The organism is Plantactinospora sp. B6F1, assembly GCF_040120695.1.
Classification (GTDB): domain Bacteria; phylum Actinomycetota; class Actinomycetes; order Mycobacteriales; family Micromonosporaceae; genus Plantactinospora.
Map to the genome: position 1 here is coordinate 1 of NZ_JBEEAC010000025.1, position 24393 is coordinate 24393.

Annotated in this window: 18 protein-coding genes and 1 pseudogene; 7 read left to right on the forward strand and 12 right to left on the reverse strand. The window is 70.7% G+C overall.

Going from position 1 to position 24393, the window contains the following annotated elements:
* The first annotated feature begins 444 nt into the window (after window positions 1–444).
* On the forward strand, window positions 445–900 hold the full coding sequence (locus ABNF97_RS25500) for a peptidase inhibitor family I36 protein (protein ID WP_349340062.1): 456 nt from the start codon (window positions 445–447) through the stop codon (window positions 898–900).
* An 82-nt stretch (window positions 901–982) separates the two neighbouring features.
* Here the strand turns inward: ABNF97_RS25500 and ABNF97_RS25505 are convergent, their stop codons facing one another.
* Together ABNF97_RS25505 and ABNF97_RS25510 are read right to left on the reverse strand one after the other, a co-directional pair.
* Window positions 983–2014 carry a CU044_5270 family protein gene (locus ABNF97_RS25505; protein WP_130463531.1) on the reverse strand — a complete coding sequence of 344 codons (1032 nt, stop codon included), beginning with the start codon at window positions 2012–2014 and terminating at the stop codon, window positions 983–985.
* Between the two features lies 1 nt (window position 2015).
* Complete coding sequence (locus ABNF97_RS25510) at window positions 2016–2564, reverse strand: sigma-70 family RNA polymerase sigma factor (RefSeq protein ID WP_130463532.1); 549 nt, start codon at window positions 2562–2564, stop codon at window positions 2016–2018.
* A 630-nt stretch (window positions 2565–3194) separates the two neighbouring features.
* Between ABNF97_RS25510 and ABNF97_RS25515 the strand changes: the two genes are divergently transcribed.
* Complete coding sequence (locus tag ABNF97_RS25515) at window positions 3195–4913, forward strand: hypothetical protein (RefSeq protein WP_349340063.1); 1719 nt, start codon at window positions 3195–3197, stop codon at window positions 4911–4913.
* Between the two features lie 105 nt (window positions 4914–5018).
* On the opposite strand, the gene ABNF97_RS25520 is transcribed toward ABNF97_RS25515, so the two are convergent.
* Window positions 5019–5960: an aldo/keto reductase gene (locus ABNF97_RS25520; protein ID WP_130463534.1), complete on the reverse strand. Its 942-nt coding sequence runs from the start codon at window positions 5958–5960 to the stop codon at window positions 5019–5021.
* A 46-nt stretch (window positions 5961–6006) separates the two neighbouring features.
* Between ABNF97_RS25520 and pdxR the strand changes: the two genes are divergently transcribed.
* Window positions 6007–7512: a MocR-like pyridoxine biosynthesis transcription factor PdxR gene (gene pdxR, locus ABNF97_RS25525; protein WP_349340064.1), complete on the forward strand. Its 1506-nt coding sequence runs from the start codon at window positions 6007–6009 to the stop codon at window positions 7510–7512.
* 16 nt (window positions 7513–7528) lie between these two features.
* Here the strand turns inward: pdxR and ABNF97_RS25530 are convergent, their stop codons facing one another.
* Complete coding sequence (locus tag ABNF97_RS25530) at window positions 7529–10369, reverse strand: immune inhibitor A domain-containing protein (RefSeq protein WP_349340065.1); 2841 nt, start codon at window positions 10367–10369, stop codon at window positions 7529–7531.
* Between the two features lie 374 nt (window positions 10370–10743).
* Between ABNF97_RS25530 and ABNF97_RS25535 the strand changes: the two genes are divergently transcribed.
* Window positions 10744–12021 (forward strand): pectate lyase, encoded by a 1278-nt coding sequence (locus ABNF97_RS25535; protein ID WP_349340066.1) that lies wholly within the window; start codon window positions 10744–10746, stop codon window positions 12019–12021.
* Window positions 12022–12148: 127 nt separating this feature from the next.
* Here the strand turns inward: ABNF97_RS25535 and ABNF97_RS25540 are convergent, their stop codons facing one another.
* Window positions 12149–13864, reverse strand: coding sequence for a dihydroxy-acid dehydratase (locus ABNF97_RS25540; protein ID WP_349340067.1), 1716 nt, complete (start codon window positions 13862–13864; stop codon window positions 12149–12151).
* A gap of 100 nt (window positions 13865–13964) precedes the next feature.
* Here ABNF97_RS25540 and ABNF97_RS25545 point away from each other — a divergent pair, with 100 nt between their 5' ends.
* Window positions 13965–14987 (forward strand): zinc-dependent alcohol dehydrogenase, encoded by a 1023-nt coding sequence (locus tag ABNF97_RS25545; RefSeq protein WP_349340068.1) that lies wholly within the window; start codon window positions 13965–13967, stop codon window positions 14985–14987.
* Between the two features lie 362 nt (window positions 14988–15349).
* On the opposite strand, the pseudogene ABNF97_RS25550 reads toward ABNF97_RS25545, so the two are convergent.
* Window positions 15350–16213 (reverse strand): annotated as a pseudogene (locus tag ABNF97_RS25550) (MFS transporter); the annotation flags it as partial.
* Between the two features lie 166 nt (window positions 16214–16379).
* Here ABNF97_RS25550 and ABNF97_RS25555 point away from each other — a divergent pair.
* The gene (locus ABNF97_RS25555; protein WP_349340103.1) at window positions 16380–16967 is read left to right on the forward strand and encodes a CGNR zinc finger domain-containing protein; all 588 of its coding nucleotides are present in this window, start codon (window positions 16380–16382) and stop codon (window positions 16965–16967) included.
* 85 nt (window positions 16968–17052) lie between these two features.
* Here the strand turns inward: ABNF97_RS25555 and ABNF97_RS25560 are convergent, their stop codons facing one another.
* The 3 genes from ABNF97_RS25560 to ABNF97_RS25570 form a co-directional block, all read right to left on the reverse strand.
* On the reverse strand, window positions 17053–18063 hold the full coding sequence (locus ABNF97_RS25560; RefSeq protein WP_349340069.1) for an aldo/keto reductase: 1011 nt from the start codon (window positions 18061–18063) through the stop codon (window positions 17053–17055).
* 165 nt (window positions 18064–18228) lie between these two features.
* Window positions 18229–19035 carry an SDR family NAD(P)-dependent oxidoreductase gene (locus tag ABNF97_RS25565; RefSeq protein WP_349340070.1) on the reverse strand — a complete coding sequence of 269 codons (807 nt, stop codon included), beginning with the start codon at window positions 19033–19035 and terminating at the stop codon, window positions 18229–18231.
* Entirely contained in the window at window positions 19032–19877 is an 846-nt protein-coding gene (locus ABNF97_RS25570; protein WP_349340071.1) for a fumarylacetoacetate hydrolase family protein, read from the reverse strand. Before ABNF97_RS25570 ends, ABNF97_RS25565 begins: the two co-directional genes overlap by 4 nt.
* Before the next feature lie 197 nt (window positions 19878–20074).
* On the opposite strand from ABNF97_RS25570, the gene ABNF97_RS25575 reads away from it, so the two are divergent.
* Window positions 20075–20605 carry a DinB family protein gene (locus ABNF97_RS25575; protein ID WP_349340072.1) on the forward strand — a complete coding sequence of 177 codons (531 nt, stop codon included), beginning with the start codon at window positions 20075–20077 and terminating at the stop codon, window positions 20603–20605.
* Between the two features lie 298 nt (window positions 20606–20903).
* Here the strand turns inward: ABNF97_RS25575 and ABNF97_RS25580 are convergent, their stop codons facing one another.
* The 3 genes from ABNF97_RS25580 to ABNF97_RS25590 form a co-directional block, all read right to left on the reverse strand.
* Entirely contained in the window at window positions 20904–21698 is a 795-nt protein-coding gene (locus ABNF97_RS25580) for a carbohydrate ABC transporter permease (protein ID WP_349340073.1), read from the reverse strand.
* A 71-nt stretch (window positions 21699–21769) separates the two neighbouring features.
* Complete coding sequence (locus ABNF97_RS25585) at window positions 21770–22792, reverse strand: ABC transporter permease subunit (RefSeq protein ID WP_130463546.1); 1023 nt, start codon at window positions 22790–22792, stop codon at window positions 21770–21772.
* A 10-nt stretch (window positions 22793–22802) separates the two neighbouring features.
* Window positions 22803–23984 (reverse strand): extracellular solute-binding protein, encoded by a 1182-nt coding sequence (locus ABNF97_RS25590; protein WP_349340074.1) that lies wholly within the window; start codon window positions 23982–23984, stop codon window positions 22803–22805.
* Between the last annotated feature and the right edge of the window lie 409 nt (window positions 23985–24393).

A 24393-nucleotide genomic window follows, 5' to 3' on the forward strand; every position in this document is an offset into this window, starting at 1 on the left:
CTACGCTGTGGCACACGGCCACCGCACGATCTTCGGTTGTCCTCACAAACCATCGATGATCAACGCGGTGGCCGTCCTCATGCCCACGCCACGCCCATGGCCGAAGCCAAGTGACGTTGGAGTACTAAGCAAACCTCACGTATCCGCGTTACGGGGTCGCGTCCTGGGCGGAGCCAGGGCTAGCGTCGGCTGCAGGTTGTCCGTCTGTCCAGCGGACGAAACCGCTGGACAGACGGACAAGTCGCAGCCGTGGTGCAGCCACACCTCGGCCGCTGTCGCCCTCATTCCTATCCCGATGAAGGAGGTTGTATGAGGACGCGTTCCAGACTACTCGCAGCTGGGGTAGTCGCTGTTCTCTGCGTGACCGGACTTGCCGGTCCCGCGAATGCTGGCGCTGGCCAGCAGGTGCTGAGGGGATCGTCGGTCGCCTCGTACCAGGGCCGCATGATCGACCTGTCCAAGAGCTGGGAAGACGCCCAGGTCTGTGCCGTACTGTCGCGCAACGACGTGCGCTGCTACGCCTCAACTGATGAGGCCGCCGCCGCGCTCGCTGGCGAGGCGGCCAAGGCCAGCAGCGCCCGTGGCTCCGACGAGCCCGTCTCGCCTATGTCGACCTGGCATGGGTGCCCCGATGACTGGCTGTGCGTCTACGAGCACACGAACTGGGGAGGCCGGCGGCTTCAGTTCAACGACGAGCAGTGGCACTGGCTCGGCGACTACGGCTTCGTGGACCAGACCTCGTCGTGGACGAACAACCAGGGCGGCGGTCTGCTCGGCTGTTCTGGATCCGACTGGGGCGCACTCGGTAACGGCGCAGGCGACAACCGGAACCTCGAAGACTGTGCGGCGTCATCGAGTCTGGGCAGCTACGACAACCAGACCGAACACGTCCACGGCTGACCCTTTCCCAAACGGTTCCTCGTCCAATTAGCAATGCCAGCGTGGGTGGGGTGGCGCCGATCGGCACCACCCCACCCACCGGTTACCGGGGCATCGTCGTGTACTCCGCGCCGAGATAGGACCGGTAGGAGATGACCGCGGGAATTGGGACGTTCAACTTGCCCGCGCTGGTGGTGAGGACTTCCTCGTAGCCGAGGAACACCCCGGTACGCGGGTCGATGATGATCGTGTACTCGGTGGGTAGGCCGTGGACATCGGAGGTCATCGCGAACGCTTCGCCGGTACGGCCGGCCCGGTCGACGACTGTGCCCGCGACGGTCATCCCGGGAAGGTCGGCGAGCAGCCGCAGCGCGGCCGCTCGTTGCGCCGGACCCAGCAGACGCACACCGGCGAGTTCGGCGACGTCTTCCAGGTACTGAACCGGCGCGTCATGCTCGCTCCCGGCGGCGGTGAGCCACCCACGCACGGACTCATCGGCTGGCACGGCACCCCGCCAGCCCCTACGGAACTCGCCCGATCGGTAGTCTGTCACCTCTTCCGACGGCCCGACGCTCCCACCGTCCGCCAGCCACTTCCTCCGCTCCGCGTCCGACCGGAAGGTCGGTGGCAGCGCACGCTTGATCCTCCGACCGGCGTCGTCGTCGGTCCGCCAGGACCGCCACTCCTGCGGAACCACCACGGACGTGGTGTTTCCGCCGGAGACGGCGGAGTTCAGAAACCAGTTCGTCGAATGAAGGTGCTCCACCGTCCCGGGCGGCCGGACCGGCGCCGGGGCGGCCGAAGCGACCTCGGCGAGTTGCCGCAGCCTCGAACCGGCTGATTCGGCACTCACCGACGGCTGGTAGTGCAAGATCGGCGGCGTGGCCGCGTATACCGGCTGCGGCGCACGGGTCGCCTCGATCACGGCACCTGCCGCCACCGCCGTCACGGCAGCCGCTGCGGCGACCAGTAGGAGCCGACGCCGTGGCGCCACCCGCGCCGCCCCGACCACGGCAGGGGTGGACGCGAGAATCCGTCGAAGATCACGCCCCCGACGCTCCTCATCCGGCGGCTGTCCGCCCCGCGCGGGATCCAGACCACCCAGCAACTGCCGCATCTCATCGACAGCACCCATCTCATCCACCCCTTTTCGACACTGATGGCTCCACCACGGGACCGCTGTCCATCCGGTCGCCGCTGACGCGCAGGAGGCTCCGCAGCCGTCGACGGGCCCGCAGCAGACGCATCGCGAACGTCGCTCGCGAACACCCAAGGACCCTCGCCGCGTCCCCAGCGGTCAACCGCTCCCACGCCACGAGCCGCAGAACCTCCCGGTCCACCGCCGCTAACCGGTCGAAGGCCACCGCGACATCACGCCGACTGATCACCCCGTCCGCGTGATCAGCCACCACCGACTGGTCCGGCTCCGCCGCGACCCGCAACGCCAACTCCCGCCACCGCCGACGTCCCCGGACCTCGTTGGCCAACACATGTCGAGCAACGCCGTACAGCCACGCCAACGCGGCGTCGGACGGCACCTCGGCCAGACGACGCCAGGCGACCAGGAACACCTCCGCCACGGCGTCACCGACGTCCGACCCGACGACACGGCGGGCCACATACCGGTGAATATCACCGTGGTAACGCTCGTAGAGCTCGGTGAACCGTCGCTGCGCGGCGTCCATGACACCTCCTACCGTGCTTATGTCCGGCACAGCCCCAAACATCACACACAGCATCAGACGAGTTGCCGGAGAGCATCAGCAGCCAGGCCGGCATTCCACCAGCCGAGGACCCGCAGGCCGCCCGGACCCCGCAGGCCGCCCCAAAATCTGCCGGAGTCGGGTTGCCGGCCCAGAGATCTGCGGCGTTACCCGCAACCCCGCAGCGCTTCCGGATACGCCGCCGCTAACGGAGGACGTCCATCGTTCAGGTCACCGCCAGGCACGCCTGGCTGGCGTGACCCTCGGCTCGAACGCATCCTCACCTACCCCGCGCCACACCCTCGGACAGCCCCAGACACTCCTCCCTTCCACCCGTGACCAACCATCTCGAGGCCCACCGACAAGGTCATCAAGAAAACGACAGATCGATGAGAAAGAGCCACCGACAAAATGCTAAGAAACATTCGACCAAGCCCAGGTCAACGAGCTGCGGGCCGACATTTCAAACGAGAATCTACAACCAGCAACAACTGCCCCGCACAATAGACAGCTTTCTATAACGATGCTCCGGGCATATGCTCACGACGCCCTGTCGGCAGGAGCGCGACGCCGGGCCGGCGGGCGACTGTCGGATGCCCCCGGAGGAACCCGATGCCACGGCGATCCGGAACACCACGCTGGGCGGTCCACGCCGTCGTACTGACGGTGCTGCTGCCGGTGCCGCCCGCCTCCGCCGCGCCGGCCGGGTCCGGGTACCCGGACGGCCGCGACACCCGAGCACCGACGGCGACGCTCGGCCGGCCCCGGGCGGTCGACTTCGCCGTCTACGGCTTCAGCCAGTCCGACGTGCACGAGGAGGACCCACAGGTCTACGAACTCGTCCCCGACGTCACCATCCGGGCCATCGGAAAGTGGTCCACCAACGGCGACGAGGCGACCGACTACAACTTCGCGCAGATCCGGCGCTACCACGCCCGGGGCATCACCTTCATGGGCAGCGGGACGGCCAGCGTCATCTTCCGGCGGGACTTCGCCAGCACCGAGATCTTCGACGACATGTCGACCCGCGACGCCGACAACAACCCGGTGCCGCACGACGAGTTCGGCTTCCCCGACCCGGCCCGCCGGGGCAACATCTTCAATCCGAGGTACCGCGACCACCTGCTCGGCTGGGCAAAGATCCAGATCGACGGCGGGGTGGACGGGATCAACCTCGACGAGGTGAACGCCGGGTTCAGCGGCGGGCAGAAGTACGGCTTCAACGGTAACGAGGGCTTCGACGACTACGCCATCGCCGACTTCAACCGGTACCTGCTGGCGAAGTACCCGACCTTCACCGCCGCCGACTGGACGTCCCGGTTCGGCATGACCGACGACAACCTCGTCCGCGCCGACGTACCCGCCGACGATCTGACCCGCAACTTCAACTACCGCGACTACCTGCGGGCCAACGGCTGGAACCTCGACCCGCTCACCCCCGCCAACCCGATGGCCGCCGAGTGGGGGCGGGTGACCGCCAACCGGATGTACGCCGACGACCACTCGTTCACCGCCAGCTACCTGCGGCGGTACTGGAAGGAGATGGTCGACGAGCTGCGGGCGTACGCCCGGGACACCGCGCGCCGCCGGCTCCTGGTCAGCTCTAACGGCCTGCTGCCGTACGTCGACTTCAACAGCGTCGGGATGTACCCGTGGAACCCCGACGAACAGACCCCGGACTTCCGGGGCGCCGACTACGTGCCGGTGGTCGACGGGCACCTCGACGGCGCGAAGTCGTTGCAGGCCAACTACCGGTACCTCAAGGAGAAGAACCGCGAGATCGCCGGTGACGTGCCGGTGGCGGTCTTCATCGACTGGCCCAGCGACATGATGACCGACTACCAGAACCTGCCGCTCGCCGAGAAGCGGGACTACTGGCAGATCTTCGGCGCCGAGGCGTACGCCAACGGGCTCTTCCCGGCCTTCCACCTCAAGGACACGATCGGTGGCCCGACGGCGGAGCAGTCCGGGATGCTCGACTTCTTCCAGACGTACACCCGGTTCTACCGGGAACACCGGGCGCTCTACCGGGACAACGCACCAGGTCCGCAGCGGGTCCGGGTCGGGGTGGCCAACGTCGCGGCGAGCCTGCTCGTGCAGCGCGGCAGCGGGACCCGGACGCTGCACCTGGTCAACCACAACTACGACCGGGGGATCATCCCGCAGACCGGCGTCGCCGTGCGGGTCGACCTGCCGTCCTGCCCCCGGCGGATCGAGCTGGTCTCACCCGACTTCGCGGGGTCGCGGGCGCCGGCCTGGTCCTGCCGGCACGGCCGGCTCTCGGTCACCGTGGACCGGCTCGACTACTACGACGTGCTCGTGCTGAGCTGACGCTGACCGGCCGGTCAGCCACGACTGCCGGCCGGTCAGCCCCCGTGCCACGCCCGCGCCCGCCCCCGTTCCCACCGGGTCGGGCCACCGGGTCGGGCCGCCGGGTCAGGCCGCCGCGTCGAGCCGGGCCCGCTGCTCGGTGCTGAGCACCAGCGACACCCCGGCCAGGGCCTCCCGCAGCTGCGCGGCCGTGCTCACCCCGACGATCGGGGTGGCGGCCGGGTTGCCACCGGCCAGCCAGGCGAGCACCACGTGGTTGCGGGTGGTGCCGGTCTCCGCGACGATCTCGTCCAGTACCGCGAGCCGGCGCTCGGTGCCCGGGTGCGCGTACTCCGACGGAAGCGGCTTGTCCGCCCGGGTGTACTGGCCGCCGAGCAGCGGCGTGTACGCCCACAGCGACATCTCGGGGTGGCACTCCAGGTAGTCGACCACCTCATCGCTGACCGCGCCGAACCGGTGCACCACGCTCGGCCGGGTCCCGGGGCGGGGCCGCAGGTAGCTGAGCTGCTGCTGCAACACTGTGAAGCCGGTCATCCCGTTGGACCGGGCGATCTCCCGGGCCCGCTCCACCCGCCAGATCGCGTGGTTCGAGCAGCCGAGCGCCCCGACCGTACCGGCGGAGACGAGTTCGTCGAAGGCCGCTACGGTCTCCGCCAGCGGTGTGCGGTGGTCCTCCATGTGTGCCCAGTAGAGGTCGACGTGGTCCACGCCGAGCCGGCGGAGGCTGCCGTCGATCCCGTTCTTGATCGTCGAAGCCGAGAGGCCCTCCGCGGTCTCCGGATACCGGCCGGCCACCGTCGGCTCGCAGCCGACCTTGGTGCTGATCTTGATCCGATCGCGTACCCCCGGTCGCCGGGCCAGCCAGCGACCGAGCAGTTCCTCGCTCTGTCCGCCGTACCCGCTCGGATCCTTCCAGAAGGCGTAGCAGTTCGCGGTGTCGATCCAGGTGCCGCCGGCCTCGACGAACTGGTCCAGGAGTTCGAAGGAGCGCCGCTCGTCTTGGACAGTGCCGAAGTGCATGGCGCCGAGCGCGATGTTGTAGGTCATGACGGCAACGATAGGCGCGATCGGACAGGCGGTACGCTCCAATGTCGTGGCAGATTCCCAGACCAATTCGGCGTGGGCGACGCTGCTGGACATCGAGCCCCGGGAACGTGCCCGGCGTTCCCTGCACGAACGGCTGACCCGCGCGCTGCGGGCCGCTATCCGGGACGGTCGGCTCGCGACCGGCGCCGCCGTGCCGCCCAGCCGCGCGCTCGCCGAGGAACTCGGCTGCTCCCGCTGGGTGGTGACCGAGGCATACGCGCAACTGGTCGCCGAGGGGTACCTGGCGGCCCGGGTCGGCTCCGCCACCCGGGTCTCGTGGTCGCCGGAGAACGCGCCGGCACGCCGCCGCGCGGTGCCCCCGCCGGCGCAGCCACCGGTCCGGTACGACCTGGCACCCGGGTTGCCCGACCTGCGGGCATTCCCCCGTCGACGCTGGACCGAGGCGGTGCACTCGGTCACCGGCTCGGCCGCCCAGTACGACCTCGGTCCACCCGACCCCGCCGGCCATCCGGGACTGCGTGGCACCCTCGCGGAGTACCTGCGGCGGTCGCGCGGCGCCGACGCGCAGCCCGGCTCGGTGGTCGTCTGCGCCGGCATCACCGACGGGCTGTTCCGGATCTGCCGGGCACTGCGGGCCGAGGGGATCGCCGAGGTGGCGGTGGAGGAGCCGGGGTGGGGTCGGCTACGGGAGGCGGTGGTAGGCGCCGGGCTGCGGGTCTGCCCGGTGCCGGTGGACCGGGACGGGTTGCGCGTGGCCGAGCTGGCGCGCTCCGGCGGGGCTCGGGCGGTGGTGGTCGGCGCGGCACACCAGTTCCCGACCGGGGCGATGCTCAGCCCGGAGCGCAGGGCCGAGCTGGTCCGCTGGGCCCGGACGGTGGACGGGTACGTCGTCGAGGACGACTACGACGCCGAGTTCCGGTACGACCGGCGGCCGATCGCGGTGATTCAGGGTCTGGATCCGCGCCGGGTCTTCCTGGCCGGTTCGGTCAGCAAGACCCTCTCCCCCGCCCTCGGCCTGGGCTGGACGGTCGCGCCGCCGGCCCTGCTCCCGGCGCTCCGGGCGGCGAACGCCGTCGCGGCGCCCCCGCCCGTGCTGGACCAGCTCGCCCTGGCCACCTTCATCGACCGGGGTTGGTACGACAAGCACCTGCGCGCGGCCCGACGCCGGTTCCGGACCCGCCGGGACCTGCTCGTGCGGGAGCTCACCGCCCGGGTACCGGACGGCCGGGTGGCCGGCACCGCCGCCGGGCTGCACATCCTGTTGCACCTGCCGACCGGGACCGACACCGCGGCGGTGGTCGCCGGGGCGGCGACCACCGGACTGCGGCTGGCGGACCTCGACGCGTACCGGGCGGAGCCATCCGGGCCGCCCGCGCTCGTCCTCGGGTACGGCAACATCACCGACGCCGAGATCCCGCCGGCGGTCGGGTTACTGCGGGCCGCACTGGACGCAGCGCGGACGGCGCGCCCGCCGGGTCGGCGGGGCCGGGGAATGGAAGGTGGACGGGGCCGCCGCCAACGACCCGCTGGCGGCGGCCCCGGAATCCGGTGATCCGTCCGGTACCGGTTTACGGCGCGCCGGGTGGGACCACCCGGACGACCGCCCACTGGTTGCGGTGACCGGGCTGGAGCAGGTCGAACCGGACACCGAAGTTCAACCCGACCTCGCCCGGGTTGCCGGTGCCGGTCACGACCCCGCCACCCAGGTCGATGCCGTACTGGCTCCGCGCCGGCTTGCCGTTCGCGTCGACGATCCGCACCGAGTACGGTGCGTTGCCCTCGGAGGGCAGCACGACCGACGCGTCGGCGTCGCGGAAGAACAGCGGGTTCGTGGCGTCGAGGTCCGGCCGGTACTCGACGCCCGGGTACCAGCCCCGGCTGTCGGTGAACGACCTGACCCCGGGCTGCGCCTTGAACTTGGTGCAGTACGCGCTGAACGGCTCGTTCGGCGCCTCGAAACACTCGGTGAACGGGTAGGTCCGGCCGAAGCCGAACGCCGCGTTCGACGACTGCGGCCGCGAGGGCAGGTTGTCCAGCCCCGACGGGTCCTTCGCCGCCGCCCGGCCCTGTCGGCGGTACGGGTCGAAGTGCGAGTCCACGATCAGCAGACCGCCCTTGGACCCGATGCTCGGCGGGTCGAACAGGTTGTTGAGGGTCAGGTTCAGGTTGCCGTAGCTGGTGTCCCGGTACCAGACGAGCATGCCGGGGGCGTTGTACGGTACCCGGTTCACCTTCCAGGCACCGTCCCGGTTGTAGTTCGTCTGGTACGCGTACTTCAGGCCCTCGTCGAAGCCGTCGTGGTTGCGCCACTCGGCGAGGTAGTAGTGCGCGTAGGAGAACTCACCGGGCGAGATGGTCCAGCCGGCGCCGGTGGTGGTGGTGAAGCTGCCGACGGTCGCGGTCCAGCCGTTGGCGCCGCTCTCCACGTCGTCGGACCAGACGGTTGCGCCGTCGGCGGTGACCGAGAAGTCGTCGGTGAACCAGCCGGTGTCCTCGAACGCGGCGTCGGTGGCGTACCGCAGCCGCAGTTGCACGGTCTGCCCCGCGAAGCCGGTCAGGTCGACGTAGTCGTGCCGCCACTGCCCACCGGTGCTGCCGGTCAGCCCGTACCGCTTGTCACCGTAGTCGTGCATCCGGCCGTTCGGGTCGGCGTAGCCGTCGTCGGTGGAGACGAGGTCGCCGGCGGAGTCGAAGACCTTCTGCTCGGCCCAGCTGGCGCCACCGTCGGTGGAGACCTCGACGAAGCCGAAGTCCCAGTCCTCCTCGATGGAGTAGTTGTTCCAGAGCCAGAATCGCAGGTCACCGCCGGCCGGCAGCTCCAGGGTGCGGGTCAGCCGCACGTCGGCCCAGGACTGGTCGTTGTTGGTCCACCACTGGCCCTGGCCGCTGTGCGGGGTGGAGAGGCTGATCTGCTTGGGTGGCAGGTTCACCCGCACCCCGTCCTCGGTGCCGACCGGGGTCCGCGAGGTCTGCCCGACCTTGATCCGGGCCGGGTCGTCGCCGGGATTCAGGATCACCGGGTCGGCCCAACCGAGCACGAACTTGTCCCAGATGCCCATGTGGGTCGGGATGCCCTGGAAGATCGGTCCGGTGTGCGAGCCGGCGGACATCAGGTCCCAGAAGTCGACGTCCGAGTCGCCGCCGGAGCCGATGTCGTACAGGTCCGGCAGGCCGAGGTCGTGGCCGTACTCGTGGGCGAAGACCCCGACGCCGGAGTCCTCCGGCTGGACGATGTAGTTGCTGATCATCTTGTCGGTACCCGGGATGGTGTGGCCGGGCACGATGGCGGACGAGTGCGCCCAGATCGCGTACGGACCCTCCGCGCCACCGCCGCCGGACTTGTCCTCACCCGCGTGCACCAACACGAGGTGGTCGACGACGCCGTCCGGCTCGTTGAAGTTGCCGTCGCCGTCGGCGTCCGCGGTGTCCTCGATGTCGTAGTCGGCCCACGGGAAGTCCGGGTTCTGCGCGGCCAGCACGTTGACCGCGTCGATGCCGAGCGCGCTGGGCCCGGCCGGGTTGTCCGGGTGTCCGTTCATGTCCTGGCTGGCCCCGGCCACCCACTCGCCGTCGACCAGCGTGCAGGTGTCGGCGCCGTACCACGCCTCGGAGTGCGGCACGGTCACCCAGGGGGTCGCCTCGCCGTCCACGGTGTACGCGCCCTTGGACATCTCCAGGTACATGTTGCGCATGGTGTAGCCGCGCAGGTCGATGCCGCGCCGACCGTCCGGACCGCGCAGGTCGGTGCGGACCCGCTCGGTGATGCCCTGCCGGCTGTAGAGCATCCGGTTGTAGAACTCGGTGGAGAAGTCCGGCACCCACATCGAGTTGTTGTCCGGGTGCGACGCGTTCGCCGGGTTCGGGATGTTGTTGTGCAACGGTCCGTTCTGGACGCTGCCGGGCACGCAGTCGCGCTCGTTCTCCGGCGTGGTCGCGTCGTCGAAGGTCGCCCGTGGCACCATCACGCCGGTGAAGTCGTCATTGGCCTCGGGGTCGAACTCGACCAGGATGGTCAGCAGCTTCGCGACCTGCGTCTCGTCGGCCCGCTTGTAGCGGATGTGCCGGGGGTTCCTCCCGGTCCGGATCGCCTCGGCCTCGGTCTTGGCCAGCCCTCGGGCCGCCACCGGGTTGCCCTCGGCGAACTTCCGGCCGAACGCGGCCACCGGGTCCGGCTTCGCCTGCTTGATCTTGCGCTTGCCGCCCTGGACCACCACCTCGGGGCCGTCGCTGGGCCGCTCGACCTTCGGGTCGACATAGTTGATGTAGTAGTCCCGCTCGGTCGGCGTGAACCGGGCCGCCCGGTCCGCGGTCGCCGGCCCGGCACCGCTGACCGCCAGCCCGACCGACACGACCAGCAGCACCGGTACCGACGTCGCGAGCAGGCGCTTTCGCGCGCCGGCCCCTCTCATCCCCCCGCCGACTGTCACTCGTCGCACGTCCCTCCCCTTCCGCGCATGCGTGGAGCGAAGCAGCCACCCGGCGCAGCCGTGCGGACACGCGGGCAACGACAGGGACGCTATGCGACGACACGGTCATGGACAACCACCGTTGCCGTTTCGGCATCACACAACCGTCCAACCAGGCAGTCCGGGCAGGTCGGACCATCGGGCACGTTCCCGGCGGAGGGCGTCCGGCCGGTTCGGCGCGGGGGGCGGAAATCGCTCCACGGCTCAATCACCTAGACGAACGTCGATATCTCTACTACAGTGCCGCTCCATCGGCGACAGGAAAGCGCGTTCCTAGGGTCCCTGAACCACCACCCACGCTCCGGAGGTCCTCCGACATGACGCAGCACATGGCGACGACCGGCGTCGTCCGCCCCGTCAGACGCTGGCGGGCGGCAGCCCTCGCCGGCGTGACCACGCTCGCCACGGTGGCGACGATCGGCGTCGTCGACGTCGGCACCGCCTCGGCGGCGACCGTCGACACCAACGCGACCTACGTAGTCATCTCCCGACACAGCGGCAAGGCCCTGGACGTCTTCGAGTGGGCCACCAACGACGGTGCGCCGATCGTCCAGTTCGCCCGCAACGACCTCGCCGTCCAGCAGTGGCGGTTCGTCGACGTCGGCAGCGGCTACTACAAGGTCCGCTCGGTGCACAGCGGCAAGGTGCTGGAACTGCCCAACGCCAACGACGGCACCCGCCTGGTCCAGACGACCGACAACAACAACACCCGACAGCACTTCCGGCTCGCCGACTCCGACGGCGGGCACGTCCGGTTCATCAACCGGCACAGCGGCAAGGCCCTGGACGTCTGGGAGTGGTCGACCGCCGACGGCGCCCCGATCGCCCAGTTCACCGACCTGAACGGCGCCAACCAGCAGTGGCGGCTGGTCACCGTCGGCGGCGGGGGCACGCCCCCGACCACCCCACCGCCGTCGGGAAGCTGGCCCACCCCGACCGGACAGGTCAGCGTCAACGGCACCATCTCGGTCTCCGGCACCCTGGACGGCGGGATGCGCCGGTACTGCTGCATCGGCGACGGCGGTCAGGAAGAGGACCAGGACCCGATGTTCAGCCTCGCCTCCGGCGCCACCCTGCAGAACGTCATCATCGGCGCCCCCGCCGGGGACGGCGTGCACTGCTCCGGGCCGTGCACGCTGCGCAACGTCTGGTGGGAGGACGTCGGCGAGGATGCCGCCACCTTCCGGGGCAGCGGATCGCCGAGCTTCCTGGTCGACGGCGGTGGTGCGCGCAGTGCCAGCGACAAGGTCTTCCAGCACAACGGGCCCGGCACGCTGACCATCCAGAACTTCCAGGCCAGCAACTTCGGCACCTTCTACCGGTCCTGCGGCAACTGCTCGACCCAGCACCGGCGCAACGTCGTCATCCGCAACGTCACGCTGACCCGGCCCGGCAACACCGTCGCCGGAATCAACGTGAACTACGGCGACACCGCCCGGTTCACCGGGATCACCATCGTCAACGACTCCGGCCGGTCCATGGTGATCTGCCGGAAGTACAACGGCAACGACGACGGTGACGAACCCACCCAGGTCGGCACCGGCGCCGACGGCACCAACTGCATCTACTCCTCGTCCGACCTCACCTACCGGTAACAGCCGGCCCGGTCTACCGGTAACAGCCGGCCCGCACCGGGCGGGTCCGCGCGACACATGCGCGGGCCCGCCCACCCCGGCGCCTCGGGCACCGTCCGCCGGCACCCCGGCAACGGCGTCCCGCCGGTCAGTGCGACTCGCGGGCCACCCGGTCGCCGCTGGCACCTACCAGGAACTCCAGGTCGGCGCCGGTGTCGGCGCCGAGCACGGTGTCGACGTACAGTCGCTCCCAGCCCCGCGCCGGCTGGGCGAAGGCGGTGGTCATCGCCTCGGCCAGCGGTCGGGCCGCCAGGTCGCCGGCCGGGATGTCCACGTCGAGCCGACGCGCCTGCACGTCGAGCACGATCGGGTCGCCGGTGCGTACCCGGCCGAGCGGCCCACCGGCGGCGGCCTCCGGCGCGACGTGCAGCACCACGGTCCCGTACGCGGTGCCGCTCATCCGGCCGTCGCAGACCCGCACCATGTCGCGGACGCCCCGGCGCAGCAGCTTCTCCGGCAGCGGCAGGTTGGCCACCTCCGGCATCCCCGGGTAGCCCTTCGGTCCGCAGCCGCGCAACACCAGTACCGAATCGGCGTCGACGTCGAGATCCGGGTCGTCGAGCCGGGCGTGCAGCTCCTCGACCGAGTCGAAGACGACCGCCCGGCCCCGGTGCCGCAGCAGGTGCGGCGAGGCGGCGGCGGGCTTGATGATCGCGCCGGCCGGTGCGAGGCTGCCGCGCAGCACCGCGATCCCCGCCTCCGGCAGCAGCGGCGCGCTGCGGGTCCGGATCACCTCCGGGTCACTGATCTCGTGCCCGGCCAGGTAGTCGCCGATCGGCCGGCCGGTCACCGTCGGCGCCGCCGGATCGAGCAGGTCGGCGACCTGGTTCAGCACGGCCGGCAGGCCACCGGCCCGGTGGAAGTCCTCCATCAGGAAGCGGCCGGCCGGTTGCAGGTCCACCAGCAGCGGTACGCCGCTGCCGAGCCGGTCGACGTCGTCCAGGGTGAGCGGCACACCGACCCGGCCGGCGACGGCCAGCAGGTGCACCACCGCGTTCGTCGAACCGCCCAGCGCGGCCAGCGCCACGATCGCGTTCCGGAAGGACCCCTCGGTCAGCACCTGGCTCGGCCGGCGCTGCTCGGCGACCATCTCCACGATCAGCCTGCCGGTGCCATGGGAGCGGGCCAGCAGCCGGCTGTCGGCGGCGGGCAGACCGGCCGTGCCCGGCAGGGTCATCCCGAGTACCTCGGCGAGCAGCCCCATCGTCGAGGCCGTGCCCATGGTGTTGCAGTGCCCACGGCTGCGGATCATCGACGACTCGGAGGCGAGGAACCCCTCCGGGGAGAGCGTTCCGGCGCGTACCTCCTCGGAGAGTCGCCACACGTCGGTGCCACAGCCGAGCGGCACGCCCCGGAACGTACCGGTCAGCATCGGGCCGCCGGGCACCACCACCGCCGGCAGGTCGACCGAGGCGGCACCCATCAGCAGCGCCGGGATGGTCTTGTCGCAGCCGCCGAGCAGCACCACCCCGTCGACCGGGTTGGCCCGGATCATCTCCTCGATCGCCATCGCGGCCATGTTCCGCCACAGCATCGCCGTCGGCCTGACCTGCGTCTCCCCCAGCGAGACGACCGGCAGGTTCAGCGGCACGCCGCCGGCCTCCCAGATCCCGTTGGCGACGCTCGACGCCACCTCGTCGAGGTGCCGGTTGCAGGGGGTGAGGTCGGAGGCGGTGTTGGCGATCGCGATCTGCGGGCGTCCCTCGAACGCCGAGTCCGGCGCGCCACGCCGCATCCACGCGCGGTGCAGGTAGGCGTTACGGTCCGAACCGGCGTACCACTGATCGCTCCGGAGTACAGGCATACTCTCCATTATCAAGAACAACTTCGGGTACGCCCACGCCGTCCTCCCCGAATCCCGGCCTCGCCACGGCACCGCCGGGTCCGGGACGGTGAGCTGAGGCGTGCGTGCCTTCGTGGTGACCGGTCCGGGTGCGGCCGAGGTACGTGAGGTCGCGTCGCCGGTCGCCGGGGTGGGCGAGGTCGTCGTCGACGTGCTCCGGGCCGGGGTCTGCGGCACCGACGCCGAGTTCTACTCCGGGCTGATGGCGTACCTGCACAGCGGCGACGCCCGTTATCCGCTGCGGATCGGCCACGAGTGGTGCGGAGTGGTCTCCTCGGTCGGCCCCGGCGTGCACGACGGCTGGCTGGGGCGGCGGGTCACCGGCGACACCATGCTCGGCTGCGGCCGGTGCGCCCGGTGTCTCGGCGGACGGCAGCACCTCTGCGCGGACCGGCACGAGATCGGCATCCGGGGCGGCTGGCCGGGTGCGCTCGCCGAGCGACTGCCGGTGCCGGTCCGGGCATTACACCCGCTCCCCGACCAGGTCGACGCGACGCTCGGCGCACTGGTCGAGCCGGGCGGCAACGCGCTGCGGGCGGTCGAGGCGGCACAGGTCGGCCCCGACCGGCGGCTGCTGGTGCTCGGGCCGGGCACCATCGGCCTGCTGGTGGCGCAGATCGCGGCGGCCCGGGGTGCCGAGGTGCACCTGCTCGGCCGGGACGAGCCCTCGCTCGACCTCGCCCGCCGGCTCGGCTTCGGGTATGCCTGGACCGCGCGGACGGTGCCGGAGCCGGCGGCACTCGCCTTCGACGCGGTGGTCGACGCCGCCAACGACGAGCGGCTGCCGGCGTACGCGGTGCAGCGGGTGGAGCCGGGTGGGCGGGTCGTCTACATCGGACTAGCAGAACGGCCGAGCCTGCTCGACACCCGTGACCTGGTACTCAAGGACGTGACGGCGGTCGGTGTGCTCAGCGCCTCCGGCGGGCTCGCCGGCACGATCGAGCTGTACGCCTCGGGAGCGGTCGACCCGCGCCCGCTGGTGGCGGCGACGGTCGGGCTGGACGAGGTGGTGGCCGTGCTGCGGGGCGAACGCGACCCCGGATGGGGCGCCGCCCCGAAGATCCACGTCGATCCGCGCCGCTGAGTGTCGCTCGGCCCGGCCACGCGGCCGGATCGCACCCGCGGGATGCTCGTCGCCCTGGCCGAAGACCCGGCGGGCCGGAGCAGGCGTTCGCCGAACACCAGCAGCAGGGCGATCGCGCCGAGCAGGGCGCCGAGCAGGGCCGTGCTGTGCACGCCGTGGGTCGGCAGCGCGAGGCCGCCGACGAAGGCGCCCGCGGTGATGCCAACGTTGACGGCGGCGGAGACCGTGGCGGCGGCAAGGTCGGAGCGCCCGGGTGCCACCTGGAGCACGAGGCCGCCGAGCGTGGCGGTGAACGCGGCGAACGCCAGTCCGGCCAGGGCGATCAGGGCGACGGCCAGGCCGGGCCGGTGGCCGAACGCGTAGAGCCCGAGCAGTGCCGCCGACTGCAGGACGACGGTCGTGACCAGGGTGAGCCAGGGGCTGCGGTCCACCACCGCTCCGACGGCGAGGATGCCGAGCACGCTGACCACGCCCCGGACCAGCAGGACGGCCCCGACCGACGAGCCGGCGAGCCCGCTGACCTCGGTGATGAACAGGGCGAGATAGGTGTAAGCGGCGATGGCACCGGCGGTCGCCAGCACGGCCACCGCCACCAGCAGCCAGAATCGGCGGACGTCGGGCGTCGCGCCCCGGGCCGCATGTCCGTCCCCGGCCCGGGTCGAGGGCAGCAACGCGGCCACCACGGCGAGCACGAGCGCGCCGAGCCCGGACACCGCCAGGAAGGACGCCTGCCAGCCGGCCCGCTCACCCAGCCAGGTGCCGGCCGGCACGCCGAGGACCAGCGCGACGGTGCCACCGGCAAAGACCACCGCGACCACCCGCCCGCGCAGTGCCGGCCGGAACAGTTCGGCCGCGGCCGGCACCACCACCGCCCAGAACAGCGCATGGGTCGCCGCGGTCGCCATCCTGGCTGCCAGCAACAGCGCGAACGTGTTCGCCAACACGGTGACCGCGTTGCTGACGACGAAGCCGGCCAGCAGCGTCGAGAGCAGCCGTCGACGCGGAACTCTGCGGACCAGCGCCGTCAACGGGACCGAGGCGACCATCACCACCGCCCCGTACACGGTGACCAGCATGCCCACCCGCGCTGGCGCAACGGCGAGGTCTTCGGCCATCGGGAGCAGCAGCCCGACCGGCAGCGCCTCGGCGGTGGTGTAGAGGAACGTCCCACCGGACATGCCCGCCAGCGCGCCCACTGCCCGCCAGTGCCCCATCCGACCTCCCATGGTTACCCCCTAAACCAGTTATGCCGGAAACCGTAGCGCTGCCACCGAACCCGGTCAACTGGTAAAGTCGGTTTCGATGGAAACAGGCGAGGACGGGGCGCGGACACGCGACGACCCGACCCGGACAGGCATTGCCGGAACCCGGGCGGGCGCTGACGTGACGCGGATGCGTCTGGTCGGCGGCAACCTCGCGCTGGACTTCGTCAACACCCGCTCCGGTCCACCCACCGGGCCGCCGGACGACGACGTGCTCACCGGCTATCCCGAACTGGTCGCCTGGGCCGGATACGCGGGTGTCCTCACCGACACGGAGGCGGCGGCGCTGCGCCGGCTGTCCCGCGAGGATCCGGACTCCGCCCGGGTCACCTGCACGCGAGCCCTGCACACCCGCGACTATCTCGACGCGCTGTTCCGGGCGCTCGCCGCCGGTCGGAACCCCGGCCCGGACGTGCTGACCAGGCTGCGCGACGACGCGGCGGACGCGCTCGGCCACGCGCGGCTCGACCGGGGAAGCCCGTACGTCTGGAGCTGGCGGGACGACCGCAGTCTCGACCGACCGCTACGGCCGGTGGTGCACGCGGCGGTCCAACTGATCACCACGGGCGGGCTGGACCGGATCAAGGGCTGCGGCGGCTGCCGCTTCGTCTTCCAGGACGAGAGCAAGAACCGCAGCCGCCGTTGGTGCAGCATGGACGACTGCGGGACCGCCGAGAAGATGCGACGCTACGTGGCCGCCCGCCGCGCACGCAGATAGGTCCGCATCGCCGTTTCGCCGAACACCGCTCGACCGTCGACAGCGGCGCAGTCCTCGATCCGCCACAGGTGGTGCGCCCCGACGATCAGGGCGTACCCGCCCGTCGGGTGGGTACCGGCGCGTCCGGGCGGAGCAGTCCCAACCCGACCAGCTCCGACCAGAACTCGTCGGACGGCGGCTCGGCACCGTGCAGTGCGGCGTTCCGGCGTACCTGCTCGGGGTTGTGCGCACCGACCACCACGGAGGCGACCGCCGGATGGGCGGCGGCGAAGGCGAGCGCCGCCGCCGGCAGCGTCGTGCCGTGTTCGGCGCAGAGCGTGGCGATCGTCCGAGCCCGGTCCAGGATCTCGGCCGAGGCGTCGGTGTAGTCGTACGGAAGTCCGGCGTGCGGCCGCTCGACCGCGAGCAGCCCGCTGTTGAAGACGCCCGCATTGAGCGCCGAGACACCGCGCCGCTCGCACTCCGGCAGCAGCGTGTCCAGTGCCGGCTGCTCCAGCAGGGTGTACCGGCCGGCGATCATCACCGCGTCGATGTCGGTCTCGGCGACGAACCGGTGCAGCACCTGCCACTGCTTCGAGCCGATCCCGATGGCGCCGACCACGCCCTGGGCCCGCAGCTCGTGCAGGGCCGGATAGCACTGCTCCAGCGCCGGTGTCTGGTGGTCCTCCGGATCGTGGATCAGCACCAGGTCGATCCGGTCCAGGCCGAGCCGCAGCAGGCTCGCCTCCAGCGACCGCCGGACGCCGTCGGCGCTGAAGTCCCAGCGCCGCCGGTGGTCGGCGGGTACGTCGAAACCCTCGTCGTCGCGCCGCCCCGCCCCGGATCGGTCCGGTACGAGCAGCCGCCCCACCTTGCTGCTCACGGTGTACCCGTCGCGCGGCAGCGTACGCAGCGCGTCGCCGAGCCGCCGCTCGGAGAGCCCGAGCCCGTAGTGCGGGGCGGTGTCGAAATAGCGGATGCCGCATTCCCAGGCCGCCCGCACGGTCGCCAGCGCCTCGGCCTCATCGACCGCCCGGTAGAGGTTGCCGATCGGGGCGCAGCCGAGGCCCAGCGGGCTCACGGCCACCGTGGAGCGTCCCACCCTGCTCCCGGTCATTCGCCCGCCCGTCGCGCTCGTCGTCGGTCCGATCCGGTCTGCATGGCCGGTAGCTCCTTCCGCGATGCGTGCACCGGTGTGCGTCGTCCCGTCCGCCTGCCTGCCTGCCGATGTGGGATCGTCTCGTCCGTCAGCCTGCCGGCCGATGTGGGATCGTCTCGTCCCTCAGCCTGCCGGCCGGGGCGGGAGCCGCAGCCCGTACATGCCGCCGTCGACCCCGAGCACCGTGCCGGTGATCGCCCCGGACTGCGGGCTGGCGAGGTGGGCGATCGCCGCCGCCACCTCGTCCGCGCCGACCAGCCGGCCGGTGGGCTGGCGGACCCGGAGCGCGGCGAGTTCCGCCGCCGGGTCGTCGGCGGAGTCCAGCAGCCGGCGTACCCAGGGCGTGTCCACGGTGCCGGGGTTGACGCAGTTGACCCGGATCCCCTCCCGGACGTGGTCAGCGGCCATCGCCAGGGTCAGCGCCTGCACCGCCCCCTTGCTCGCGCTGTAGAGGGCCCGGTTGGGTAATCCGGCCCAGGCCGCGATCGAGCAGGTGTTGACGATCGCGGCGTGCGCCGAGCGGCGCAGGTGCGGCAACGCGGCCCGGGTCACCCGGACCATCCCGACCACGTTCACGTCGAGCACCCGGTGCCACTCCTCGTCCGGGTTGCTCTCCACGGTGCCCTGCGCACCGATTCCGGCGTTGTTGACGAGTACGTCGATGCCGCCGAGCGTCTCGACGGCGGTGGCGACCCCGGCGCGTACCGAGGCGTCGTCGGAGATGTCGGTGGCGATGCCGAGCAGGGGTGCGCGGAGACCGTCGGGATTCAGGTCCAGGCAGCCGACCCGGGCGCCCCGGGCGGCCAACAGGGTGGCGGTGGCCAGGCCGATGCCGGAGGCGCCGCCGGTCACCACCGCCGTCAGGCCGGTGAAGTCGCCCCGGTCGGTCGGGAAGCGTACGTCGGCGATCTCCGGTTCGCCGACGCTCATGCCTGTCCCAGTGTCTGGCGCTGCCGGCCCAGTCCGTCGATCTCCAGTTCGACGACGTCACCCGGGCGCAGATACGGCTTCGGCTCGGGCTGGCCGAGCGCCACCCCGGCTGGAGTGCCGGTGTTGACGATGTCGCCGGGACGCAGCACCAGGAAGTGGCTCAGGTAGTGCACGATCTCCGCCACCGGGAAGACCATGTCGGCGGTGTTGCCGTCCTGCCTGAGCCTGCCGTTGACCCAGAGCCGCAGCCCGAGGTTCTGCGGATCGGGCACCTCGTCGGCGGTGACCAGCCAGGGGCCGAGCGGGTTGAAGGTCTCGCAGTTCTTGCCCTTGTCCCACTGGCCGCCGCGTTCGAGCTGGAACTCCCGCTCGGAGATGTCGTGCGAGACGGCGTAACCGGCGACGCAGCCGAGCGCCTCCTCCGGGCTGGCCAGGTAGCGGGCGGTCCGCCCGATCACCACCGCCAGCTCGACCTCCCAGTCGGTCTTGGTGCTGCCGCGCGGCACCAGCACCTGGTCGTGCGGGCCGACCACGGTGTCCGGGGCCTTCATGAAGATCACCGGTTCGGCGGGGAGCGGGGCGCCGGTCTCCGCGGCGTGGTCCCGGTAGTTCAGGCCGATGCAGATGATTTTTCCCGGGCGCAGCGGTGGCCCGACCCGCAGCCCGTCGGGAAGCACCGGCAGACCTTCGACGTCGAGCCCGGCGAGCCGCTCCATGCCGCCGCCGGCCAGGAACGGGCCGTCCAGGTCGCCGACCACTGCGCCGAGGTCGCGCAACCGTCCAGCCCCGTCCAGCAGCGCCGGAGTTTCCTGCCCAGGCGCGCCAACCCGCAACAACCTCACCCGTCGCCCCCCAGAACTCCGTGCCCGACCCGCCAGGAATACCCCCGATGCCTACCAGGTGGCCTCGGGAGGGCACAAGAGCGGTCGTCCGCCCGGGACGACGGCGAATCGTCGGAATAGCGGTCAGAAACTGACCGCTATGAACCGTAGCGTCACGGTGACCAGTACGGCGAGGCGACTTGAAAAGGGTGATGACCATGTCGACGACGACCTCCGAGAGCACCGTGACCGGTGAGCGGGCCGATCTGCTGGAGTCCCTGGGCGGGGCGCGGCACTTCCTGCGCCTCACCGCGCGAGGGCTCAGCGACGAGCAGGCGGCCACCCGCAGCACGGTCAGCGAGCTCTGCGTGGGCGGGTTGATCAAGCACGTGACGGCGGTGGAACACCAGTGGACCCGGTTCATCATCGAGGGCACCTCGGCGATGCCCGCCGGTGACGATCCGGCCGGATACGAGGAGCACGCGGCCGGATTCCGGATGGAACCCGGGGAGACCCTGGCCGGGCTGCTGGAGGAGTACGAGGCCGTCGCGCGGCGCACCGACGAGCTGGTACGCACGCTGCCCGACCTCGACGCCGGCCACGAACTGCCGCCCGCGCCGTGGTTCCAGCCCGGTGCCAGGTGGAGCGCGCGGCGGGTACTCCAGCACATCGTCGCCGAGACGGCCCAGCACGCCGGGCACGCCGACATCGTTCGAGAGGCCATCGACGGGGCCAAGTCGATGGGTTAGCCGGGCGTGGTTCACGGCGAGCCCTCGCGCGGGCTCGCCGTGAGCGGTGCCGGGGTCAGGGAGCGAGGTCTCGGGGTACCACCTGCCCCGTCGGGGCGAAGCGACCGGTCAGCCGTTCCTGGCCAGCGGGGGCTCCATCTGGCTGCCACCGTCGTCGACCCGACCGTCGATCAACACCGCGCCGAGGCTGTAGCCGTAGTAGCCGTTGCCGAAGCTGAACACACCGGCGGCCGCGATGTACGGCGTACACCCGGCGGCTTCCGCCTGGGTGCCGTCGACCCGGCGGTCGCGCCTGGGGTCAGCCTTTCACCGCTCCGGTCAGTCCCCCGACGATCCGACGCTGGAAGATGCTGAAGAAGAGCAGCGCCGGGAGCATCGACAGGGAGGTGAAGGCGAGGACCTTGGCCGTGTCGACCGAGTACTGCGACGCGAAGGCCTGCACGCCGAGGGGCAGTGTGAAGGTCTCCTCCCGGTTGAGGATGAAGAGCGGCAGCAGGTAGCTGTTCCAACTGGAGATGAAGGTCAGGATGCCGACGGTGATGACCCCCGGCTTGGAGAGCGGCAGCACCATCCGCCAGAAGAAGCCGAGCCGGCTGCATCCGTCGATCGACGCCGCCTCCTGGATCTCGTCCGGAATGGCCCGGACGAACGGGACCAGGATGATGATCGTCATCGGGATGGCGAACCCGATCTGCGGGAGGATCACCCCGGGCAGCGTGTTCATCAGGCCGAGGGTTCGGACCAGGATGTAGAGCGGGGTGATCGCCACGGTCAGCGGAAACATCAGGCCGGCGGCGAAGAGCGAGTACATGGCGCCCTGGCCCCGGAACCGGTAGCGGGCCAGGATGAAGCTCGTCATCAGGCCGAGGGTGACCACACCGCCGGTGGTGAATCCGGCGACGATCGTGGAGTTGAGCACCTGTTGCCAGAACACCCCGCCGGTCAGCACGTCGAGGTAGTTTCCGGTCTCCCACGGGCTCGGCCATCCCGCCGGGTCGGTGGTGATCTGCGAGTTCGTGCGGAATCCGCCGATGACGATGTAGGCGACCGGGGCCAGCATCGCCCCGACGAGCAGCAGCGCGACGAAGTACACGGCCGGGCTTCCCCAGGCCGCTCTCCGGCTGGCTCGGGTCGGCCTGCCTGCGGCTACGGCAGTCGCGGACATCAGCGCTTCCCTCCGGTGATCGCGCCCTCGGTGTCACGGCGCAGGACGAACCGCTGGTAGACCAGTGCCACGACGAGCGAGACGAAGAACAGGACCACGGCCACGGCGTTGCCGTACCCGTACTGCCCGGCGTTGCGGCCGTTGGCCACCATGTACGTGGCCATCGTCGACGTCCCGGCCGTGGCGGCGACGTACTGGCCCCAGATGATGTAGACCAGGTCGAACAGTTGCAGGGCACCGATCATCGACAGGAAGGCCCAGATCCGGATCGTCGGCCCGAGCAGCGGCAGCGTGACACGGCGCTGGATCTGCCAGTAGGACGCCCCGTCGATCGCCGCCGCCTCGATCAGCTCGTCCGGGATGCCCTGCAACCCGGCGAGGAAGAGGATCACGGCGAACCCGATGTACTTCCAGGTGAGGATGCCCATCAGGGTCCAGATCGCCTTCTCCGGGTCGGAGAGCCACTCGCTGCGCAGCCAACCCAGGCCGAGATCCTGGAGCACGGAGTTGACGGCCCCGTCGCCCTGGAGCATCAGGCTCCAGCCGGTGCCGACCACCACCTCGGAGATCACGTACGGGACGAAGACGAGTACCCGGATGAGCGTCTGTCCCCGCATCTTCCGGTTCAGCAGCAGCGCGAGCAGGACCGCGGCCGGTCCCTGGAGCACCAGCGACAGCACGACGATCGCGGCGTTGTGCTGTAGCGCGTCGATGAAGGTGCCGTCCTTGAAGATGAACAGGTAGTTCTCGAGTCCCACGAACTCGGTGGGCGGGCCGTACCCCTGCCAGCTGAAGAAGCCGTAGTAGGCGGCCATGACGACGGGGAAGATGACGAAGGAGAGGAAGACGAGCAGCGTCGGCCCCGTCATCAGCGCGATCTCCAGCCGGGCGGGCCAGCCGATGCCCTTCCGGGCGCGGCGCCGGGTCGGGGGCGGCACCACCTGGGCGCCACCCCCGACCGGCGTCACGTCCGCCGACCGGCCCTGCGCGAGCGGCACGCTCTCGCGGTCTGTGTCGACCATGTACGGATCTCTAGGCCCGCTTGGCAGCGGTCTTGACCGCGTTCACGATGTCCTCGGGGCTGCCCTTACCGGCCAGCAGGTTCACCACCGCGGTGTTGAGGGCGTTGCCGACGTTCTGCCCGTAGACCGTGTCCAGCCACTGGGAGACGAACGGGGCCTTGTTGTAGGCCTCGAGCACGGACTTCAGGTGCGTCTCGGTCACCACGCCCTGCGCCTCACTGTTCACCGGCGGCGCGTGGAACGCCTTGTAGTGGGCCTCCTGCACGCTCGTCTGCACCATGTAGTTGAGGAAGGCGGTGCACTCCGCCTTGGGAGCCTGCACGGAGCACGAGTAGCCGTCGACGCCGCCGAGGATGGCGCCGGGCTCACCCGCGCCGCCCTCGATGCTGGGGAACGGGAACCAGCCCAGGTCGGGCAGCGGCTTCTCGTCCGGCGTCAACGAGGCGATGACGCCCGGGTTCCAGGCGCCCATGAGTTCCATCGCCGCCTTGTGGTTGGCGAGAAGGCCGGCCGAGCTTCCCGCGCCCTGCTGGGCCGACGTCGTCAGGAAGCCGGAGTTGAACGGCTTGGTCGCGGCGAAGCTCTGGACGTCCTGACCTGCCTTCAGCCAACAGGGGTCGTCGAACTTCATGGTCTTGGCGGTCTCGGTGACCGTGCTGGTGCTGCACTCGCGCAGCGCGAAGAAGTAGTAGTAGAAGGCGGCCGGCCAGGCGTCCTTGCCGCCGAGGGCGATCGGCTGGGTGCCGGCGGCCTTCAGCTTCTCGACCGCGGTCTGGAGCTCGGCGAGCGTGGCCGGCGGCTGGGTGATACCGGCCTTGGCGAACAGGTCCTTGCTGTAGAAGAAGCCGCCGGGCAGCACCGCCATCGGCATCGCGTAGACCTTGCCGTCGATCGTCTGCGCCTTGAACGACCCCTCCGAAACCACCTTCTTGGTGGCGTCGGTGATCCCGTCCGTGATGTCCATCAGCTGGCCAGCCTTGACCATCGCGGCCATCTTGCCTCCGCCGCGCTGCATGAACACGTCCGGAGCGTCACCGGAGTTGAGCGCGGTCTGGAGCTTGCCGTCCATGTCCTCGTTCTGGATGGACTGGATCTCGATCTTCACGTTCGGGTTGGCGGCCTCGAAGTCGGCGACGGTCTTGCCCCAGAACGCCTTGCCCGGACCCGTCGTGGCGTTGTGCCAGAAGCGCATGGTGACCTTGCCGCCGCTGCTACCGTCGCCCTCCGAGTCCCCACAGGCGACTGTTCCCAGGACGCCCGTCGCCAGGACTACCGACAGAGTCAGTAGCTTTCCTGCCCTCATCAACCTGTCCTCTCTGCCGAGCGCACCCAGGTGGGATTCCATCTGGATGAACGGGAACGCTGATCCCGGTGTCCGGCGTGGACGTGCGTTTCCCTGTTGTCGACAGGCGCCGGTCCGACGGGGCCGGGCTCGCAGCCGCGTACATCCGTCGCCAGCTCCGTCGGGCGTCACCTCAACTGTCCATCGACGGGCAAAGACTCGCAGACGGCATTGAAAATGCAAGACACGTTTCTGAAACTTCCGGGCCTCGGAGAGCGCCGAGGGTAACGCCCTCGTCGCGGTGCGAGGCGGCCACGCC